The sequence below is a fragment of the Ignicoccus sp. genome (assembly GCF_056435145.1).
The window spans coordinates 13770-29604 of record NZ_JBWNMZ010000022.1; the positions used below are offsets into that span (position 1 = coordinate 13770).

General features: G+C 51.6%; 20 protein-coding genes and 1 tRNA gene. 13 read left to right on the top strand and 8 right to left on the bottom strand.

Annotated features, from left to right (window positions below):
- Positions 1-60: 60 nt before the first annotated feature.
- From AC1HCZ_RS07225 to AC1HCZ_RS07240, 4 genes are read left to right on the top strand one after another with little or no spacing between them, the layout of a single operon-like run.
- Positions 61-1137, top strand: a complete 1077-nt coding sequence (locus tag AC1HCZ_RS07225) for a 50S ribosomal protein L3 (protein WP_479462871.1) — start codon at positions 61-63, stop codon at positions 1135-1137.
- A gap of 13 nt (positions 1138-1150) precedes the next feature.
- Positions 1151-1966: a 50S ribosomal protein L4 gene (gene rpl4p / locus AC1HCZ_RS07230; RefSeq protein WP_479462872.1), complete on the top strand. Its 816-nt coding sequence runs from the start codon at positions 1151-1153 to the stop codon at positions 1964-1966.
- On the top strand, positions 1963-2226 hold the full coding sequence (locus tag AC1HCZ_RS07235; RefSeq protein ID WP_479462873.1) for a 50S ribosomal protein L23: 264 nt from the start codon (positions 1963-1965) through the stop codon (positions 2224-2226). The genes rpl4p and AC1HCZ_RS07235 overlap by 4 nt, the downstream gene beginning before the upstream one ends.
- Before the next feature lie 9 nt (positions 2227-2235).
- Entirely contained in the window at positions 2236-2463 is a 228-nt protein-coding gene (locus AC1HCZ_RS07240; protein ID WP_479462874.1) for a hypothetical protein, read from the top strand.
- Here AC1HCZ_RS07240 and AC1HCZ_RS07245 read toward each other — a convergent pair.
- From AC1HCZ_RS07245 to AC1HCZ_RS07265, 5 genes are read right to left on the bottom strand one after another with little or no spacing between them, the layout of a single operon-like run.
- A complete protein-coding gene (locus tag AC1HCZ_RS07245; protein ID WP_479462875.1) occupies positions 2449-2640 on the bottom strand; it encodes a hypothetical protein in 192 nt (63 codons plus the stop codon). The genes AC1HCZ_RS07240 and AC1HCZ_RS07245 overlap by 15 nt on opposite strands.
- Complete coding sequence (gene cysC / locus AC1HCZ_RS07250) at positions 2622-3185, bottom strand: adenylyl-sulfate kinase (protein WP_479462876.1); 564 nt, start codon at positions 3183-3185, stop codon at positions 2622-2624. The genes AC1HCZ_RS07245 and cysC overlap by 19 nt, the downstream gene beginning before the upstream one ends.
- Complete coding sequence (locus AC1HCZ_RS07255; protein WP_479462877.1) at positions 3169-4506, bottom strand: alkaline phosphatase family protein; 1338 nt, start codon at positions 4504-4506, stop codon at positions 3169-3171. Before AC1HCZ_RS07255 ends, cysC begins: the two co-directional genes overlap by 17 nt.
- A gap of 34 nt (positions 4507-4540) precedes the next feature.
- Positions 4541-5689, bottom strand: a complete 1149-nt coding sequence (gene sat / locus AC1HCZ_RS07260) for a sulfate adenylyltransferase (protein ID WP_479462878.1) — start codon at positions 5687-5689, stop codon at positions 4541-4543.
- Positions 5690-5707: 18 nt separating this feature from the next.
- The gene (locus AC1HCZ_RS07265) at positions 5708-5920 is read right to left on the bottom strand and encodes a hypothetical protein (protein WP_479462879.1); all 213 of its coding nucleotides are present in this window, start codon (positions 5918-5920) and stop codon (positions 5708-5710) included.
- Positions 5921-5984: 64 nt separating this feature from the next.
- Between AC1HCZ_RS07265 and AC1HCZ_RS07270 the strand changes: the two genes are divergently transcribed.
- From AC1HCZ_RS07270 to AC1HCZ_RS07285, 4 genes are all read left to right on the top strand, one after another.
- Complete coding sequence (locus AC1HCZ_RS07270) at positions 5985-6206, top strand: hypothetical protein (RefSeq protein WP_479462880.1); 222 nt, start codon at positions 5985-5987, stop codon at positions 6204-6206.
- Between the two features lie 303 nt (positions 6207-6509).
- On the top strand, positions 6510-6695 hold the full coding sequence (locus AC1HCZ_RS07275) for a hypothetical protein (RefSeq protein ID WP_479462881.1): 186 nt from the start codon (positions 6510-6512) through the stop codon (positions 6693-6695).
- Positions 6696-6728: 33 nt separating this feature from the next.
- Positions 6729-8129 (top strand): alkaline phosphatase family protein, encoded by a 1401-nt coding sequence (locus AC1HCZ_RS07280; RefSeq protein ID WP_479462882.1) that lies wholly within the window; start codon positions 6729-6731, stop codon positions 8127-8129.
- Positions 8130-8166: 37 nt separating this feature from the next.
- Complete coding sequence (locus AC1HCZ_RS07285; RefSeq protein WP_479462883.1) at positions 8167-8559, top strand: cupin domain-containing protein; 393 nt, start codon at positions 8167-8169, stop codon at positions 8557-8559.
- 72 nt (positions 8560-8631) lie between these two features.
- Here AC1HCZ_RS07285 and pstS read toward each other — a convergent pair whose 3' ends face one another.
- The 3 genes from pstS to AC1HCZ_RS07300 all read right to left on the bottom strand — a co-directional run bounded on the left by pstS (position 8632) and on the right by AC1HCZ_RS07300 (position 10576).
- Positions 8632-9672, bottom strand: coding sequence for a phosphate ABC transporter substrate-binding protein PstS (gene pstS / locus AC1HCZ_RS07290; RefSeq protein WP_479462884.1), 1041 nt, complete (start codon positions 9670-9672; stop codon positions 8632-8634).
- Positions 9673-9774: 102 nt separating this feature from the next.
- Positions 9775-10443, bottom strand: coding sequence for an MBL fold metallo-hydrolase (locus AC1HCZ_RS07295; RefSeq protein WP_479462885.1), 669 nt, complete (start codon positions 10441-10443; stop codon positions 9775-9777).
- A 21-nt stretch (positions 10444-10464) separates the two neighbouring features.
- Positions 10465-10576 (bottom strand) — tRNA-Met (locus AC1HCZ_RS07300).
- Positions 10577-10664: 88 nt separating this feature from the next.
- Between AC1HCZ_RS07300 and AC1HCZ_RS07305 the strand changes: the two genes are divergently transcribed.
- The 5 genes from AC1HCZ_RS07305 to AC1HCZ_RS07325 all read left to right on the top strand — a co-directional run.
- Complete coding sequence (locus tag AC1HCZ_RS07305; RefSeq protein ID WP_479462886.1) at positions 10665-12854, top strand: DEAD/DEAH box helicase family protein; 2190 nt, start codon at positions 10665-10667, stop codon at positions 12852-12854.
- Between the two features lie 47 nt (positions 12855-12901).
- The gene (locus AC1HCZ_RS07310) at positions 12902-13123 is read left to right on the top strand and encodes an LSm family protein (RefSeq protein ID WP_479462887.1); all 222 of its coding nucleotides are present in this window, start codon (positions 12902-12904) and stop codon (positions 13121-13123) included.
- A gap of 4 nt (positions 13124-13127) precedes the next feature.
- The gene (locus AC1HCZ_RS07315; protein WP_012123123.1) at positions 13128-13319 is read left to right on the top strand and encodes a 50S ribosomal protein L37e; all 192 of its coding nucleotides are present in this window, start codon (positions 13128-13130) and stop codon (positions 13317-13319) included.
- A gap of 44 nt (positions 13320-13363) precedes the next feature.
- Positions 13364-14002 (top strand): archaeal proteasome endopeptidase complex subunit beta, encoded by a 639-nt coding sequence (gene psmB, locus AC1HCZ_RS07320; RefSeq protein WP_479462888.1) that lies wholly within the window; start codon positions 13364-13366, stop codon positions 14000-14002.
- Positions 14003-14049: 47 nt separating this feature from the next.
- Positions 14050-15835: binary toxin-like calcium binding domain-containing protein (locus AC1HCZ_RS07325; RefSeq protein ID WP_479462889.1), on the top strand; the 1786-nt coding region annotated here is incomplete at its 3' end.

The window sequence follows — 15835 nt, forward strand, 5'->3', positions numbered from 1 at the left end:
CTTGGTTTTACTTCCCAAACCCTTCAAATATCCCCTCTCTCACGCGCCTCGGGGACGCTCATGGGAGCACGAAAGAAGGAAGCGCCGCGTAGGGGCTCTGCGGGCCTACGGCCGCGGAAGAGGGCGGCGAGCATAGTCCCCAGAGTTAGGAGCTGGCCCACGATCGACGCAGTCAAGCCCCTAGCGTTCTTGGGCTACAAAGTTGGTATGACTCACGTCATTATGATAGACGACAGGGAACAAGTAGACACAGCCGGTCAAGAGATCTTCGTGCCCGTCACGGTCGTCGAGACCCCGCCTATGGTCGTGCTCGGGGCCAGAGTTTACGGCTACGACCCCAACAAGGGTAAGTACGCGCTCACGGAAGTGTGGAGGAACCCCAGCGATGTAATAAAGGAAAAGTTAGGAGAGGAAGTGCTGAGGAAGTACTTGTTGGGCATGAGTAAACGCTTGCCGCATATGGTCGAGGAGCTCGGCCCTGACAAAGGTTTCGAGTTTAAGGTTCCAGAGAGGGAGCTCGATGTCGACCCAGAGAAGGTAGTAGGCGTGGGCCTAATCATGAGCAGCATACCCTTCTTGACCGGAGGTGTGAGCAAGAAGGCCCCAGACATACTCGAGGTCAAGGTAGGAGGCTCTCCCGCTGAGGCATTGGAGTACGCCAAGGGTAAGCTTGGCCAGCTGGTTGACGTAGAGGAAGTCATAGAAGCTGGGAAGTTCGTCGATGTAATCGGAGTTACCAAGGGTAAGGGCTTCCAAGGAGTTATAAAGAGGTTCGGCGTAAAGGAGCTCCCCAAGTGGCACAAGCACCGCAAGGGCTCTAGGAGGCTGGGCGCGAGGAGCTGGGGCAAGGGTACCTCCAGCTACGTGCCCCAGCCGGGCCAGATGGGTTACCACAGGAGGACCGACTATAACAAGAGGGTACTAATGATAAGTGACGACCCAAGCAAGATAAACGTAGAAGGGGGTTGGCTACATTACGGCTTGGTAAGGAGCAAGTATGTAGTACTGAAGGGCAGTGTTTTCGGCCCTCCCAAGAGGCCCCTCGTGTTGCGCCTCCCGGTGAGGCCTCCTACATGGGTGCCTCCCGGGCCTCCCAAGATCACTTACGTCAGCTTAAGTTCCAAGCAAGGTAACTAGAGGGGTGGGCGAGATGTACTCCAGCTTGTGGTTACACGCGAGGGTGTTCGGGTATAACGACTTGAAAAGGCATGTGTGGGACCTAAGAGGGAACCCGGTAGAGGAAGTAGAGCTCCCGCCGGTGTTCTCGTTGCCGGTCAGAAAGGACTTAATAAGGAGGGCCTTCTTGAGCGCGTTCACTGCGAGACTTCAGCCGAAAGGGAGGGACCCCATGGCGGGCAAGCGCACCACTGCTGAGAGCTTAGGGCCCGGCCACGGCTTGGCGAGGGTTCCTAGGATCAAGGGCACCAGCAGGGCGGCGTTCGTGAACTCGGCTCGCGGCGGACACTTGGCATTCCCTCCTAGGACCGACAAGAAGCTACATGAGGAAATAAATAAGAAAGAGAGGGTAATCGCAATAGCGAGCGCCCTCGCAGCTACTTCTAGGAGGGAGCTGGTGGCGGCAAGGGGTCACGCGATAGGTTCGGTAAAGGAAGTCCCAATAATAGTTGTAGACGACATAGAGAACATCGAGAAGGCAAAAGAGCTGAGGGAGGTCTTCGCTAACTTAGGCGTGATGGATGACGTGGAAAGGGCCTCCGGATGGAGGCAGAGGAGTACCAAAGGGAAGATGAGGGGGAGAAGGTATAAGAAGAGAGTAGGTCCTTTGATAATAGTCAGCACAGAAGAGGCGCCGGTGAGGAATGCGGCGGGCGCCTTCCCGGGCACCGAGGTGGTGGCTGTCAACCTGCTCAGCGTGAAACACTTGGCGCCGGGAGGGGTACCGGGAAGGCTAACCATCATAAGCAAAAAGGCGCTGGAGGAGATAGGCAAGAGGTTGACACTATGAGGGCTCCCGAAGACGTCATAATAAGACCCCTTCACACCGAGAAAGCGTTGATGTTGATGGAAAAGTACAATACCTTGACATTTATAGTCAAGAGGGACGCTACCAAACCAGAGATAAAGCACGCAGTGGAAAAGCTCTACAACGTTAAGGTAGAGAAGGTGAACACGTTGATAACCCCTCGGAACGAGAAGAAGGCGTATGTCAAGCTGAGCCCAGAGTACAAGGCTACGGACGTGGCGGCCAGGATAGGCCTTATATGAGGTGGTTTTGTGAACCACGAGGGCGTGGCCCTAGCCTTTCTTGGAACCTTCTTGGTCTTAGTTTCCTTGCTTCCGGACCCCATATTCTTGTTCTTCTTAAAGCTACTCGTCTTAGTGCTGGGGATCTACTCATTTTACATAGCTAAGAAAGTTTGGGAGTTGGAGAGGGGATTCAAAGAAGCGACCAAGATAGGGCAAAAGATCAAGAAGAAATTAGACGAATCACAAGTAACCTAAACTCCTCAACCTTTCTGCTACCTCTTTCAAGTCCTCTTCCTTTATCTCTACAGTATTGATGGCCTCCTCTATCAAGAATTTAATAAATTCCTTAACGTCGTTGAAACCAGCTTCCTCAGCGGCCTTGACCAGCCTCACCAACTCCTCCTCGTTGAGCTCTAAGCAGAGCTTCCCCACGCCCGCTCACCCAACCTCTCCAATACGAAGTTCAATAACCTCTTTTCGCTCTCCTCTACATCTTCCTTTTCCGTATCTAGTACTAGATCAGGCCTTTCGGGGGGTTCGTAGGGGTCGCTTATCCCAGTGAAGTTTTTTATCTCACCCTTTAACGCCTTCTTGTACAGCCCCTTAGGATCCCTCCTAATACACTCATCTAACGAAGCCTTTACGTAAATTTCGTAGAACGGCACCTCTTCGATAACTATCTTCCTAACTTCCTCCCTCACGTCCCTATAGGGGGAAACAAAGGAACAGAAGACCAAGACGCCGTTCCTAGCGAGCAGCCGAGCTATCCAGGCCACCCTCCTCAAGTGAAGGGCCCTCTCCTCCTTAGTAAACCCGGCATCTGGATTGATGGTCTTGCGCACCCAGTCGCCGTCCAAGACTTCGACCTTGTAACCCATATCCGACAATCTCTTGGCTACCCTCTTGGCTAAGGTGGTCTTCCCGCTGCCCGGGAGCCCGGTCAGCCAGAACACTGAGCCCCTATCGAGACACTTCATCGAGCACTTCCCTCAGCAGCCTATATACCTCGTGGGCTTGAATAACACCCCTTTCTCCGGAATACCTACTCTCTGGGTCGTAGACCGCTGCTACACCATACCAGTCGTGGACCGCGTCGTCTGCTCCTCTGTCGTCTCTGTCCATATAGAGCTTGCCCCACCCCACCGTACCTATAGGCTTCCACTCGAGGTCCGCAAAGAAGGCCATCAAGTCTGGGGCGTCTCCCCTCACCTCTGGGTATATCTCGGACGGCTCGTACACTTCGTTCTTCCAAGGATCTCCGCTGGGCCCGGCGACCCGAGCAAGTTTTTCTTTGAGTTCCTTTATGATGCTTTCGTATTCGTTTGACTTCACGATTCCGTACTTCTCTCTCCCCTCTAGATTGACGAAGATTCTGGAGTAGTACCCTCCCCAAGCCCACGCCACCGTCTTGTTCCAGTCCAATAGTTCCTCGCTGAGTTGCTCTCCCCTCTTAGGCTCTCTCTTAAATTTTAAGAATCCCTCCTTTTCTAACCATTCATTAATTACAAAGGTACCTTTCATGGGCTTTATTCCGTGGTCGCTCAGAAATACTACAACGCTGTCCTTCAGTGGACCCTCTAACATTCTCGCGGCCCACTCGTCCACGCGCCTATAGACCTCCGGTATCACGTTTAGTTCCTCGTCTTCCTCAAACTTCGGGTGGGTCCTTTCGAAGTACCGGAGGAACGCGTGGTGGGCCCTGTCCACGCCTATCTCGACATAAACGAAAAAGTCCCATTTTTTCTTAGTGATCATATATTCTACCAACCTTAAGTGGTTATCGATCATGTTTAGCAAATCTCTCTTGACTTCTGCCTTATTGAAGCTGTTATACTTTATATCGAAGATGGGCTTGCCTACCCTCTTCTCCAACTCAAACTTCAGCGGAGGAGGGTAGGCCCAGTTCTTCGCGTGAGAGGGCGTGGTGAAGTCAGTTACTACATAACCGTATATCGGCTTGGGAGGATAAGTGGGGGGAACTCCGAAGAGGGCACTCCTGAGTCCCTTCTCGGCCGCGTAGTCCCAAACGGTTTTCGCGTTGAAGTACTTTGAATTTACTATATAGTAATCGAAGGACCCAGGCTTGCGGTGCCTAAATCCGTACACCCCCAACTCTCCCGGCATCTTTCCGGTGAACATGACCATCCACGCGGGCACTGTTATCGGAGGATAACAGCTTCTCATAATCCATCTGGCGGAACTCTTTATGTAAGTGTACAAGTTGGGGAATAGCTTGTCCCCCATATCATAGAAGTATTTTGGAGGCATCGAATCTAAACCTAATATGAATACCTTCAAAGCCAATACCCTCTGGGCCTTGTTGTGCGGAGTTTTAATGAACGAAGGGGTCCTCGAACGAGAGCACCACATCTGCTACTTCGGGCCTCATCATATACTCAGGAGGTCTCTTCCCCTCCATTATCATCTTCCTGAGCTTAGTTCCACTAATTCTAATTCTGTATTCTTTCGGATGGGGGCATATCTTCTCATTAACCATACCTCCGCACTTCTTGCAGTAGAACGCTTCCCTGACGAAGAAGGGCGTTATGCCCAGGTCGGGGAAGTTCTTGAATATCTCCCAGGCCTCATAAGGTCCGTAGTAATTGCCGACTCCGGCATGGTCTCTGCCCACTATGAAATGAGTGGCGCCGAAGTTCTTCCTCACTATTGCGTGATGTACGGCCTCTCTAGGTCCGGCATACCTCATCTCCATCCGGAGCACGGAGAAGGCGACAGAGTCCCTCGGGTAGTAGTGTTCTATTAGAGCTTCATACGCCTTTATTATTACTTCGTCCTTGAAGTCGCCCGGCTTCTTCCAGCCTACTAGAGGATTCACGAATAAACCGTCGGTGAATGTTAGAGCAGCCTTCTGTACGTACTCGTGGCCTAGGTGAGGAACGTTTCGGGTCTGAAAGGCAGCTACCCTCTTCCACCCTCTCTGTTCGAACAACACTCTCGTCTCCTTTGGCCACAGCCGATACTTCTCGAAGGGCTCTGGTACTTCGTCTATTTGAATTAGAGGGCCTCCGACTAAGTACTCCTTCTTATTTAAGACTTTCATAACGCCTGGGTGGTTCGAGTCATTGGTTTTGAACACCTTTAAGACGTGGTAGTTCTTGTCCCAGGGGAAGATTTCTTCTACGTAAAGTATTGCTATCGGCCTTCCTTTAAAGATGAGTGCAACCTCGTCGCCTTCCTTTACGGCCCCTTTCAAGCTTTCGTCAACGTCAAGGACTATTGGTATAGTCCAAGGCAGATCGTTAGTGAGTCTCATAAACTCTAACACGCTAACGTAGTCTTCCCTAACCATAAATCCTTCTAACGGTGAGTAGACTCCGTGAGCTATGTTGGCAACGTCGGCTGCTAACCCCTCGTCCACGTTTATGTTTATCATCTCTTTTGCTTCCTTGACGAGCCTTTCCCTGGTTCTGCCTTTGGCTACCCTCTCTACCAGCTTGCCTCCGTGGGGTCGGGAGACCAATGTCGTCACCTCTCGGACTTACAAGTAACCTAGACTTCTCAACCTCTCTATAATCTCCTTCTTTTCTTCTTCGCTTATGCTAGTTTCCTCAATTTCCTCCTCCAAGTTTGCCACCGCCTCCCTCAAGAGGTGAATCAAGAGGGTGTTTGGATCTTCGAAGCCCGTTTTTGTTGCCAATTCCTTCAATTTGTTATACAGTGTAATGGGTATTTTTACGTCCTTCCACTCCACTGGCTTCCCCGCTCAGCCTCGACTACCCTATTAATCTACTGACGTCGTGCGACTCCCGAAAGCGATGTGGGCGTGGTTCCTAATCGGATTTATTTCGTCCCCGTTGGACCAGACGCTGGCCTTGGGATTCGGGCTAAGTTCGTCGTTTATATTGGTTAACGCGTTCGACACGAACCCCAAGGACGTAGTACCGACTATACTGGCAGCACAAGCCCTGACGTCCGTACCATCATACTTAATAGTAAGGAGGGTCAAAGTGTCGGCCGGTTGCTCGTCTTCTTGCTAATTACTTCTGTGGTAACGCTCTCGATCCCCTCCGGGTTAAAAGCTTTGAACAGGAAAGCCGCCTTAGCCTCGTACTCGCCGTCCCTATCTTTCACGTGTATTATAACGATACTTATAAGAAAGGGAGTTGCTAAAGCCAATATCAAGACATGATATTGTTGTCGATTCTAGTTCGTTAGATAAAGTTATGGTTGGGGGAGGGTTTAGCGTCGTGCTCGTCGCGCTACAGAAATCGATGGGTATTAGTTTAAGTGAAGCTTTGACTTAATTACCCGTGATAAAGATCCTTTCCGTGATCACTTCCTTGGCTGGTTACTGTTCGTCTTTCCTCTGTCCCAAGCCCGCGGCCACCGTTACTATGGCAACGGGCGCTGTGTTGGGGACTTACGTCAGCAAGAAGCTCCACAACAAAATAAGGGTGAATGATGAGTATACCTTCATTTTAATCTTGATCGGGGCGTTGGTGAGCGCGTTGCGCTTGCTTTATTGAGGCCCCTATCGCAGCCCCCAGAAGGGCTGATGAGTGGAAAGGAAGCTGTTACTCCTCGTCGGTGACTCGTTGAGAGCGGACTTCTTCAGGCCTCACGTCCCAGACGCCTCGAATTACAAGGAACTGCTACCCGCCTACTCTCAGACACCCGGCGCCACTTTCTCCCTACTTTTCGGGCGTCACATCACGCACGTCTTTTGGCCAACCGAGCTCGATCCGATGACGGTCTTGAAGACCGTCGGTATAAATACGCTTAAGGGGAGTCCTGCTACCTTTGGCATATTCAACTTTATTCCGACGTTGTCTAAGCTCTTAGCTGAGGAGTCCGTAGTTCATGCACTGAAGAAGTCGAATGTACGTACTATGGTTTACAGCCAGCTGGACAGTCCCCCTCTGAGCCTCCCCTCGTTCGACGTCGAAGACTTAGCGAGCACGTCTAAGGTCATCTCAAGAGTAGATTACATCAGTAAGGCCCTCGTTTCAGCTTCGTGGTACTTGGCTACCTCAGCTACTAAAAGGTATAGAAATTTGGGTAAGATGGCCCTCTTGAATACAATAATAGACGCCTTGCCTTGGAAGAAAGGCGTGATATTTAAGGCAGGAAACTTTCCAGCCAGGCACCTCTACGACGACTTGGCGGATGTAGCTATATATAAGTTGAAAAAGCTTAGGGGTAACTGGTTCGTCTACTTCCACGCCTTCACGCCGCACGGCGAGTACTCTTGCGGGGAATTCCGCCACGCCTTAGACCTCCACATGCTCACTTGGAGTTTCAACGTGTACGTAGGAGAAATCTTGAAGCTCTATCAAGTGGACTCTTTGAAGAGGCTTGTACAATACTACAGAACTTGCGACTTGATAAAGGACGTTCTTGAAGATGAAGGAATATTCAGAAAGTTGAGGAAAGCTTATGAAGAGTGTGTCAAGCTCTTCGCTGGCTTCGTGAAAAGGGTTCGGGAGGAGTTGGTTCCGGAGGGTTGGACCGTTCTAGTAACGTCGGACCACCCAGAGTACTTCGGCGAAGATTGCCTCAGCGGTCACCCCCCTCTGGTCCCCCTCAGAAGACCCCCCGAGAAGGTTCCTTTGCTCTTACTCGGAGAAGGCGACTTGGAGCGTGTGAACGCTTACACGCAGATACCGGAGTTCATATCTAACTACTTCTCCATACAATGGAACGCTCCTTCCTCAGACGAAGTATTGGTCACCATACCGTACTTAAGGGATGACAGATGGAGTATAATGACAGTAACTACCGACGGAAAGGAAGTTGCCTACCATATTGTGGACGAGAGCGGAGGGGAAGTTTGGGGAGGTGCGGAAGAACTGCGGGAGACCATCTCTCGCCACGAGCGTCGGGCGGCTGTGGAGAGGAGAAAAATGATGACTCGCTTGAAGATAAAGCTTAGGCTGCGAAACAAACTCCTCAACAAATAACCTTTCGCTTCGTAGGGCCCCCACGGGTACGTCCGAGTTGACACAAGAGACGCTAAAGGCGGTCCTCCCTTCGCACATAAAGAGGGCAAAGGTAGTAGAAAAACCTTGGGGGAGGGAGATATGGATAGCAGACGAACCAGAATACGGCGGAAAGATCTTAGAAATAAAGAAGGGATATTCCACTAGCGTTCATTATCATAAAGAGAAGAAGGAAACGATATACGTGGACAAGGGGAAGCTACTCGTAAAGAGTAAGGATGGGGAGTACGTGTTAGAGGAAGGCCAAGCTGTAACGATAGAGCCCTACACAGTTCACCAGTTGATCGCCCTAGAGGACGTCCGTTTGATAGAAGTGTCGACGCAGCCTTTGAACGAGAGGGTGAGAGTGGAAGACCCCTATGCCGGAAAGAGGAGGCCGGAGGACCTTTAGCCTTAGAGGAGCGGGATTCCAAAAATTCGTATCTCGTGTTTCTGTCCCTTGGCTACTCTACTTACTACCCTACTACTTACTAAGCAGCTGGTTTAGTTCGGCTGTTAGTTGCTCCCTAAACGCCTTTGACAGCGGCGCATAACCCATCTTAATAGACGCTTCTTGAACGTTGTCGCTCAGCAAGTACTTAACGAAGTCAACTATCTGCTTTAGCTTGGGAGAGTCTCTGAAGAAGATTATGTAGGGAGTGGCGACTATGGGGTAGGACTCCTTACCCGGTGCCAACACCAGCGAGTCTGCGTAGAAGTAGGGAGCGTGCAGCACGCACACCCAGCGTTTCGCCGCGCCTGCCGTGGCCGCGCTTATGGTCTTTGGCGTAGGGAGCACGAAGCTGCCCTCGGCGTTCTTTAGGGCCGCAGTGGGGAGTCCAGCTTGTATTGCGTAAGCGTACTCGACGTAGCCTATGCTGTAGGGAGTCCTGCTGACGGTTGCAGCTACTCCTTGGTTCTTAGGGGCTCCTATACCCCTTCCAACCTTGTCTACGGGCCAGTTTATCACTAGGTGGGAGCCTACCTTTGTGTTCCACTCTGTCGATGATTTGGACAAGTATTTGGTAAAGACAGCGGTGGTGCCGGAAGCGTCGGAACGGTGGACGGCTATTATCGGCTTGTGGGGGAGCCTGGCGGCCACGTCGGGGTCCTGGAGGTTCTTTATCCTCGGGTCGTCCCAATACTTTATCTTACCCATGTAAATTTCGGCCAGTACCTCTCCGTCGAGCTTGAGTACCCTCTTTCCTAGCTCAGGTATGTTATATATTACGACCACGGCACCGGCCACTACGGGCACGTGCACTACTTGCTTTCCTTCAAAGAGGAGCGGTACGTACCTCTCCTTTGGTATGGGTACGTCGCTCCCCGCGAAGTCTGTTAGGTGGTTAAGCAAGTTGGCTATGCCGGCCCCAGAACCTACACCTTGGTACGTTACTTGTGCAACTTTGTAGTAGTACGCAGCGAAGGACACGAAGGGGTAGACGAACGTCGACCCGCTCCCATAAAGGGAGACGGCGAGGACCGTATGGGCCAACAAGACTGGCAGTATGAACTTAGATCTCATACTTCATCCCACTTTCTCGTGGGTTAGTTGGAGTTACTTGGTTAAATAATTTTCGTAAATCACCTCGTCGAATCGCCTTCTCAAACATGGAAGTAATTCTTTTTAAATGTTTCCATAGGTCAGCACCCTTCCAGCCACAACATCACTTTTGGCTAACGATTTAGCGTAATTTCCGGAGCAGTGGATCGGGTGAACCTCTTCGGCGCCCAAGGCGTAGAGCGCGTGAAGGACAGAGTCTACTTCCTTCTTGGGCTTGCCCGCCAAGTGGAAGCCTCCTATGACGGCCTTAGGGCGGAAGCCGAAATCTTCTACTACGCTTCTGTAAAGCGCGTGTACGCCCGGGTGACTACAACCCACGAGCATTACTTGACCGTAGTCCTTTACATCGATAACCAAGGCCCTCTCCTTAATTCCTTCGGTCTCTAAGGTTCGGGACAAGTAGAGGCCTTCGTCCAGCTTGGCTGGACCCTTTATCTTTTCAGCCACCGGTATGGGGAAGAGCGGGTCGTCCGGAGCGATCACTCTTCTCGCCTTTATCGCTTCGGCTCCGCCGGTATGGTCCCAGTGTCTGTGACTGAAGATTAGGTAGTCTACTTCGAGCGGTATTTCAAGCAACGTTGCGTTGTGCCTAACTGCATTTGCATCGCTGTTAGCATCCCAGAACGCTTTCCAAGAAGGGCTCTCTAGGTATATCGAGAGTCCCCACCTACTGACAAAGGGAGGCTGCGCCTCGTTGTCTACAACCACGTATAACTTGAGGTATGGGACCACGCCTTTCGCCCAGAGTTTAGGTGGTGCCGCCGCGGGGATTTGAACCCCGGGCCACCGGGTCTCCCAAGCCCCTCGGTTCTCGCGCGTCGGAACCTTATGGGCCCGGCGCTCTGCCCGGCTGAGCTACGGCGGCTCCCAGCTGAGAGGAACTATGGATCTTTTAAATGTTGCCCTTAACTCTTGATTAAGGAAGGGGGTCGTCGGCTATAAGGTCCGACGAGATGGTGGACTCCGAGAGAGTTGCCGCGCTAGTGTTGCTCTGGGACCCCCCAGCGGTGGCGGCAGTTCTGCAAGGGGATCCGTCGCTGATATTAAAAGAGGACGTCAACGTAAAGTATTACTTATTGATAGAAAAGACATATAGCATAGAGGACTTCGAAGAGTTCAAGAGGATTGTTAAGGAATCCTTAGGGGCGCGCTGGGACCCAGAGTCGAGATCTTGGGTCGTAAGGCCTGCCTTGAGGGATTACCAGACAGTAGTAGAGGCTGTGACCTCCCTCAGAGCTATGGGGGCGCGTTTCGAGCTAGTAACTGAGGAAGGACGGATCCCAACGGAGCTAGACGTGGACGACGTGGACGCGGCGTTCCTAGAGGGTTCAGCCGCGATTAACGAGCTAGCTAAAGATGTATCCTTATTAGTAAAGTTCAAAATAAAGAAGGACAGGGACCTATTTTTCAAATTGGTTGAATTAGCCCCTTACTACCGTGGGCGCTTCTACCTACCGCCTTTCGGTCGTTTGCCTACATCCTTGGCTCAAGAGGTAGCTGAGAAGGCCGTCTCCTCCGCAGCCCTAGTCGCTTCTCAGAGAAGGGAACAAGAGTATCCGGTATTCTTGGGCAATTCTGTAATAATTAAAGTTAGCGAGGAGAAGGCGGAGGAACTTCAAGCGAAGCTCGCCCCTTACGAGGACTGCGATATAGAGTCGCCAGAGATAGAGAGGGAGAGGAGAGAAAATGCCCTAAGCTATTGTGAGTACCGTTGGGTCAACTACGCCGGAGAGTTGGTCAGAGATGGGAGGCTTACGAGGCTTTACGATATAACGTTGAAGGACGGATCGGCGTACATCAGGACGTTTAGAGGTTTATTGATAAGGTTGCTCAGGCATTTAGATATAAACATCAGCAAACTCTATGCTGACTTGCCCCTGGAGCCCAGCGCGGACTTCTTGCGGGACTACCAAAAGGTCGCGGTATCACAAGCCTTGAAGATGCTCGCTCTCCAGGGAGCCGCAACCATCCAAGCGGCTACGGGTGCCGGGAAGACGGAGATGGCCGTAGCGATCGCAAAGACTCTCTTGGAGAGCGGACAAGTTAAGAAAGTTTTCTTCTTAAGCTTGAACAAAACATTGAACGTCCAAGCAGTTATGAGGTTTAAGAAATACGGTCTGAAAGCGGGATTGGTGGACTCAGAGAACTTCCAAGTTGGAGAGTCCGTGGTGGCTTGTACCGTACAGACCCTCTACCGGGCCTTGGTTAGGGTTGGGAAGGCCAAAGAAATTAAAGAGGATATAGATGATGAAATAAGGATGGACTATACTGAACTGAGTAAGGACAAGGCAGAGAGACTCTTCGAAGAATACATGAAGGCTGGCCTAGTAATAGTAGACGAGGTACAACACGTCCCGGCCCGCACCGTCTCCGAAGTCGTGCGTGCGAACCCTTGGTCCTTGAGGCTGGGCTTGTCGGCCACACCATGGAGGGACGACGGAAAGGACGTGCTAATTTACGCTTTAATAGGCGATGTAGTTCCCAAGAGGATAACTTCCTCAGAGCTAATAGAAAAGGGATACTTGGTCCCAGTGAACATTATAATGCTAAAGAGAAAAGTGACTTTAGATCGGGAGGCCCTTAGCGCTTTAGAAGGGCTCCAAGGCGCTCAGAAGTACGTCAAGTTAAAGAACTACGTATTCTATGATCCCCGAAGAAATGCTGAGATAGCTGAAGTTGTGAAACAACTACCGAAGCCCGTGTTAGTGTTAGTAAAGGAAATAAAGCACGCCCACGAATTGTGTAAGGCCATAAAGTCGCAGCGTATATCATGTGCCGTGTTAACGGGTAAGGAGAGCTCCTCCCAAAGGGAGTCTGTCTTGAGGGCAGTCTTGCGCGGGGACTTGGACGTTGTGGTGGCCACTACATTGGCTGACGAGGGCTTGGACCTCCCGCCGCTAAAGTCCTTGGTCCTCGCGGCAGGGGGCAGGTCGCAGACGCGTACGCTCCAGAGGGTCGGGAGGGTTACTAGGCCTTACCCCGGAAAGGAGGTGGGGATAGTAGTGGACGTCTGGGACGACGACCGGGAGGCCGGAGGGATGTTCTACAGGCAAGGGTTAGCCCGCATGTCCCTCTACAGTACCGAGGATATGTGGAAAATAATAGTTAAGGATATTAGGCAATTCTTAAGGGACAAGAGTTAAACGCGAACGTAATTTAAACGTGGCTCGCAGGCGGTCCGGGAGGTCACATGGCTGACACCGCACACAAGGTGATGGCAGAAGCAATAGGCAAAATTGTGCTCGTGAAATTGAGGGACGGCAAGGTCAGAGGGAGGCTTAAGACCTTTGACATACACTTAAACATAGTCTTGGAAGACGCGGAAGAGGTCAGGGGGGACCACACGAGACCTCTGGGAACGATATTGATCCGTGGGGACGGAGTAGTCTTCGTTTCTCCTGTGGAGGTGTGAAGCTATGAGTAAGGGCACTCCATCCTTCGGTAAGCACAACAAGGGCAAGACCCACATAAGGTGTAGGAGGTGCGGGAGACATTCCTTTAATGTAAGAAAGGGATACTGCGTCGCGTGCGGCTTCGGCCGCTCCAAGAGGATGAGGCGCTACAGTTGGCAGAACAAGAAGTCTTGGACTCGCGTTAGGCTCAAGTAACTTTTAGTTCTATTCGAGCCCCTAAAGCCGGAAGGTGTGTTACCTTGAGCCTTGACGAGAAGGTGGCGAGGGCATTAAAGGGCACCACGACAGTGGGCATAAGGTCCGAAAAGGCAGTTGTGTTGGCGGCCGATAAGAGGGCTACTGCTGGAAACTTTATAGTCCATAAGAAGGTACAGAAAATAGTGAAAATAAGCAACTATATGGCAATGACTACAGCGGGCCTCGTCGCGGACGCGCAAGTGCTCGCAGAACTTTTGAGAACCGAGGTAAAGAATTACGAACTATCCAATAAAAAGAGGATGAGCGTTAAAGCGGCAGCCACCTTCCTATCTAACGTGCTACATTCTGCGCGTTTCTACCCCTACATAGTTCAACTGTTAATCGGAGGTTTTGACGTCGCCCCTAGGCTGTACAGCTTGGACTGGTTTGGGACCGTTGCCGAGGAGGAGTTCTTAGTAACGGGTTCGGGCTCTCCCATGGCTATAGGCGTAATCGAAGCCGAATACGATCCCAATATGGAAGTTGAAGACCTCGTGAAGCTCGCCGTGCGCGCAGTCTTCGCGGCTACCAGGAGGGACACCGCCTCCGGGGAGGGTATAGACGTAGCTATCATCAACCGGAACGGCGTTTCGATGAGACATTATCGTCTGGACGAAGTAATAAGGCTTGCTCACCCGTAAGAAATAGGTTTTTCACTCCTCTGAGGAGGAGTTCTGGGCATTAAGCTATGAAGAAGGTGTTGGCGGTCTTACTAACGTTAGCAGCCACGACCTTAGCCCAGAAGCTGGTAGTCCCAGCTACGATGAGCTGTCTGATTTCTACCAGCTATCCCAAGTTCGTAGTACCCGTTCCTGTAATAACGATAAACGCAACATCCCTCACGGTGCAAGTGGACGCTTGTGGATTGGTTTCTTCGAAAGCTTACGTCGCGATGGCTTATACCAAAGGGACCATAGATTTAGAACTGCCACTCAAGGCATTGAAGTACAAGTTTCCTTGTGGCACACTAACGGTTAAGCTGCTCAACGGCAAAGGAGAAGTGGTTGAGGAGAAGAAAATAGCATTCGCGTTAGATGTAATTAACAGCACCGAACCCATAATGTGGTGCACTGCCTCTAGTGAGCTTACCAAACTCGCGCTTAACAGCACCGAGAGTTCGCTCAAATTTCTCAAGGCAGCTTACGACGGAGGAACATTCAACCTCTTGTTGTACGTAGAAACGTACAAGCCGACCTCTGTAACAGTTTACTTGAACGGGTTCAAAGCTAGGTCGACCGTTCCGAACGTCGGCATATCCGCCATCAACGATAACATAGTAAGGATCGTTGGCGTAAACGGTACGAGGGCGGTTAAGTTGTACCTAGTTCCTACGGGAGCCGCCGCGTCAGCTGAGGCTTTCTCTAACGACGGCGCTTTCGCCTACTTTTCGTTAAACGCCACTTCCTTTGACCCCGACGGGGACGGCCTCCTTAGCGGCGCGGAGCTCCTCAAGTACCACACCAACCCGCTAAGCCAAGACACTGACGGGGACGGCCTAACCGACTATCAAGAAGTGAAGGTCTACGGTACCAACCCACTCAATCCTGACACTGACAGAGATGGGCTAACGGACTACGAGGAAGTAAAAGTATACAAGACCAACCCCCTTAACCCGGATACCGACGGAGACAAGCTCACTGACTACCAAGAGGTAAAGGTCTACCACACCAACCCGTTAAGCCAAGACACCGACAACGACAAGCTCACCGACTATCAGGAAGTGATGAAGTACCGCACAAACCCGCTCAACCCCGACACCGACAGCGACAAACTGACCGACTACCTCGAAGTAAAGGTCTACCACACCAACCCCCTTAACCCCGACTCTGACAGCGACGGGCTAACGGACGGCAACGAGGTAAAGGTCTACAAGACCAATCCACTCAATCCCGACACGGACAGAGATGGGTTAACCGACTATCAAGAAGTGAAGGTCTACGGTACCAACCCGCTCAACCCTGACACGGACGGAGACAAACTCAGCGACTACCAAGAGCTGTCTTACTACAAGACCAGCCCGCTCTCCAACGATACGGACAGGGACGGCTTGAGCGACGGCGCGGAGCTCCTCAAGTACCACACCAACCCGCTAAGCCAAGACACTGACGGGGACGGCCTAACCGACTACCTCGAAGCAAAGGTCTACCACACGGACCCCCTTGCCCCAGATACTGACAAGGACCGCCTAACGGACTACGAGGAAGTGATGAAGTACCACACCAGCCCCACGCTCGCCGACACGGACGAAGACAAACTGACCGACTATCAAGAGGTAAAGGTCTACGGCACCAGCCCCCTAACTCAAGACACCGACAACGACAAACTGACTGACTACCAAGAAGTGAAGGTCTATCAAACTAACCCCCTTAACCCGGACACCGACAAGGACGGGTTAACCGATTACCAAGAAGTGATGAAGTACCACACCAGCCCGCTCTCCAACGATACGGACAGGGACGGCTTGAGCGACGGCG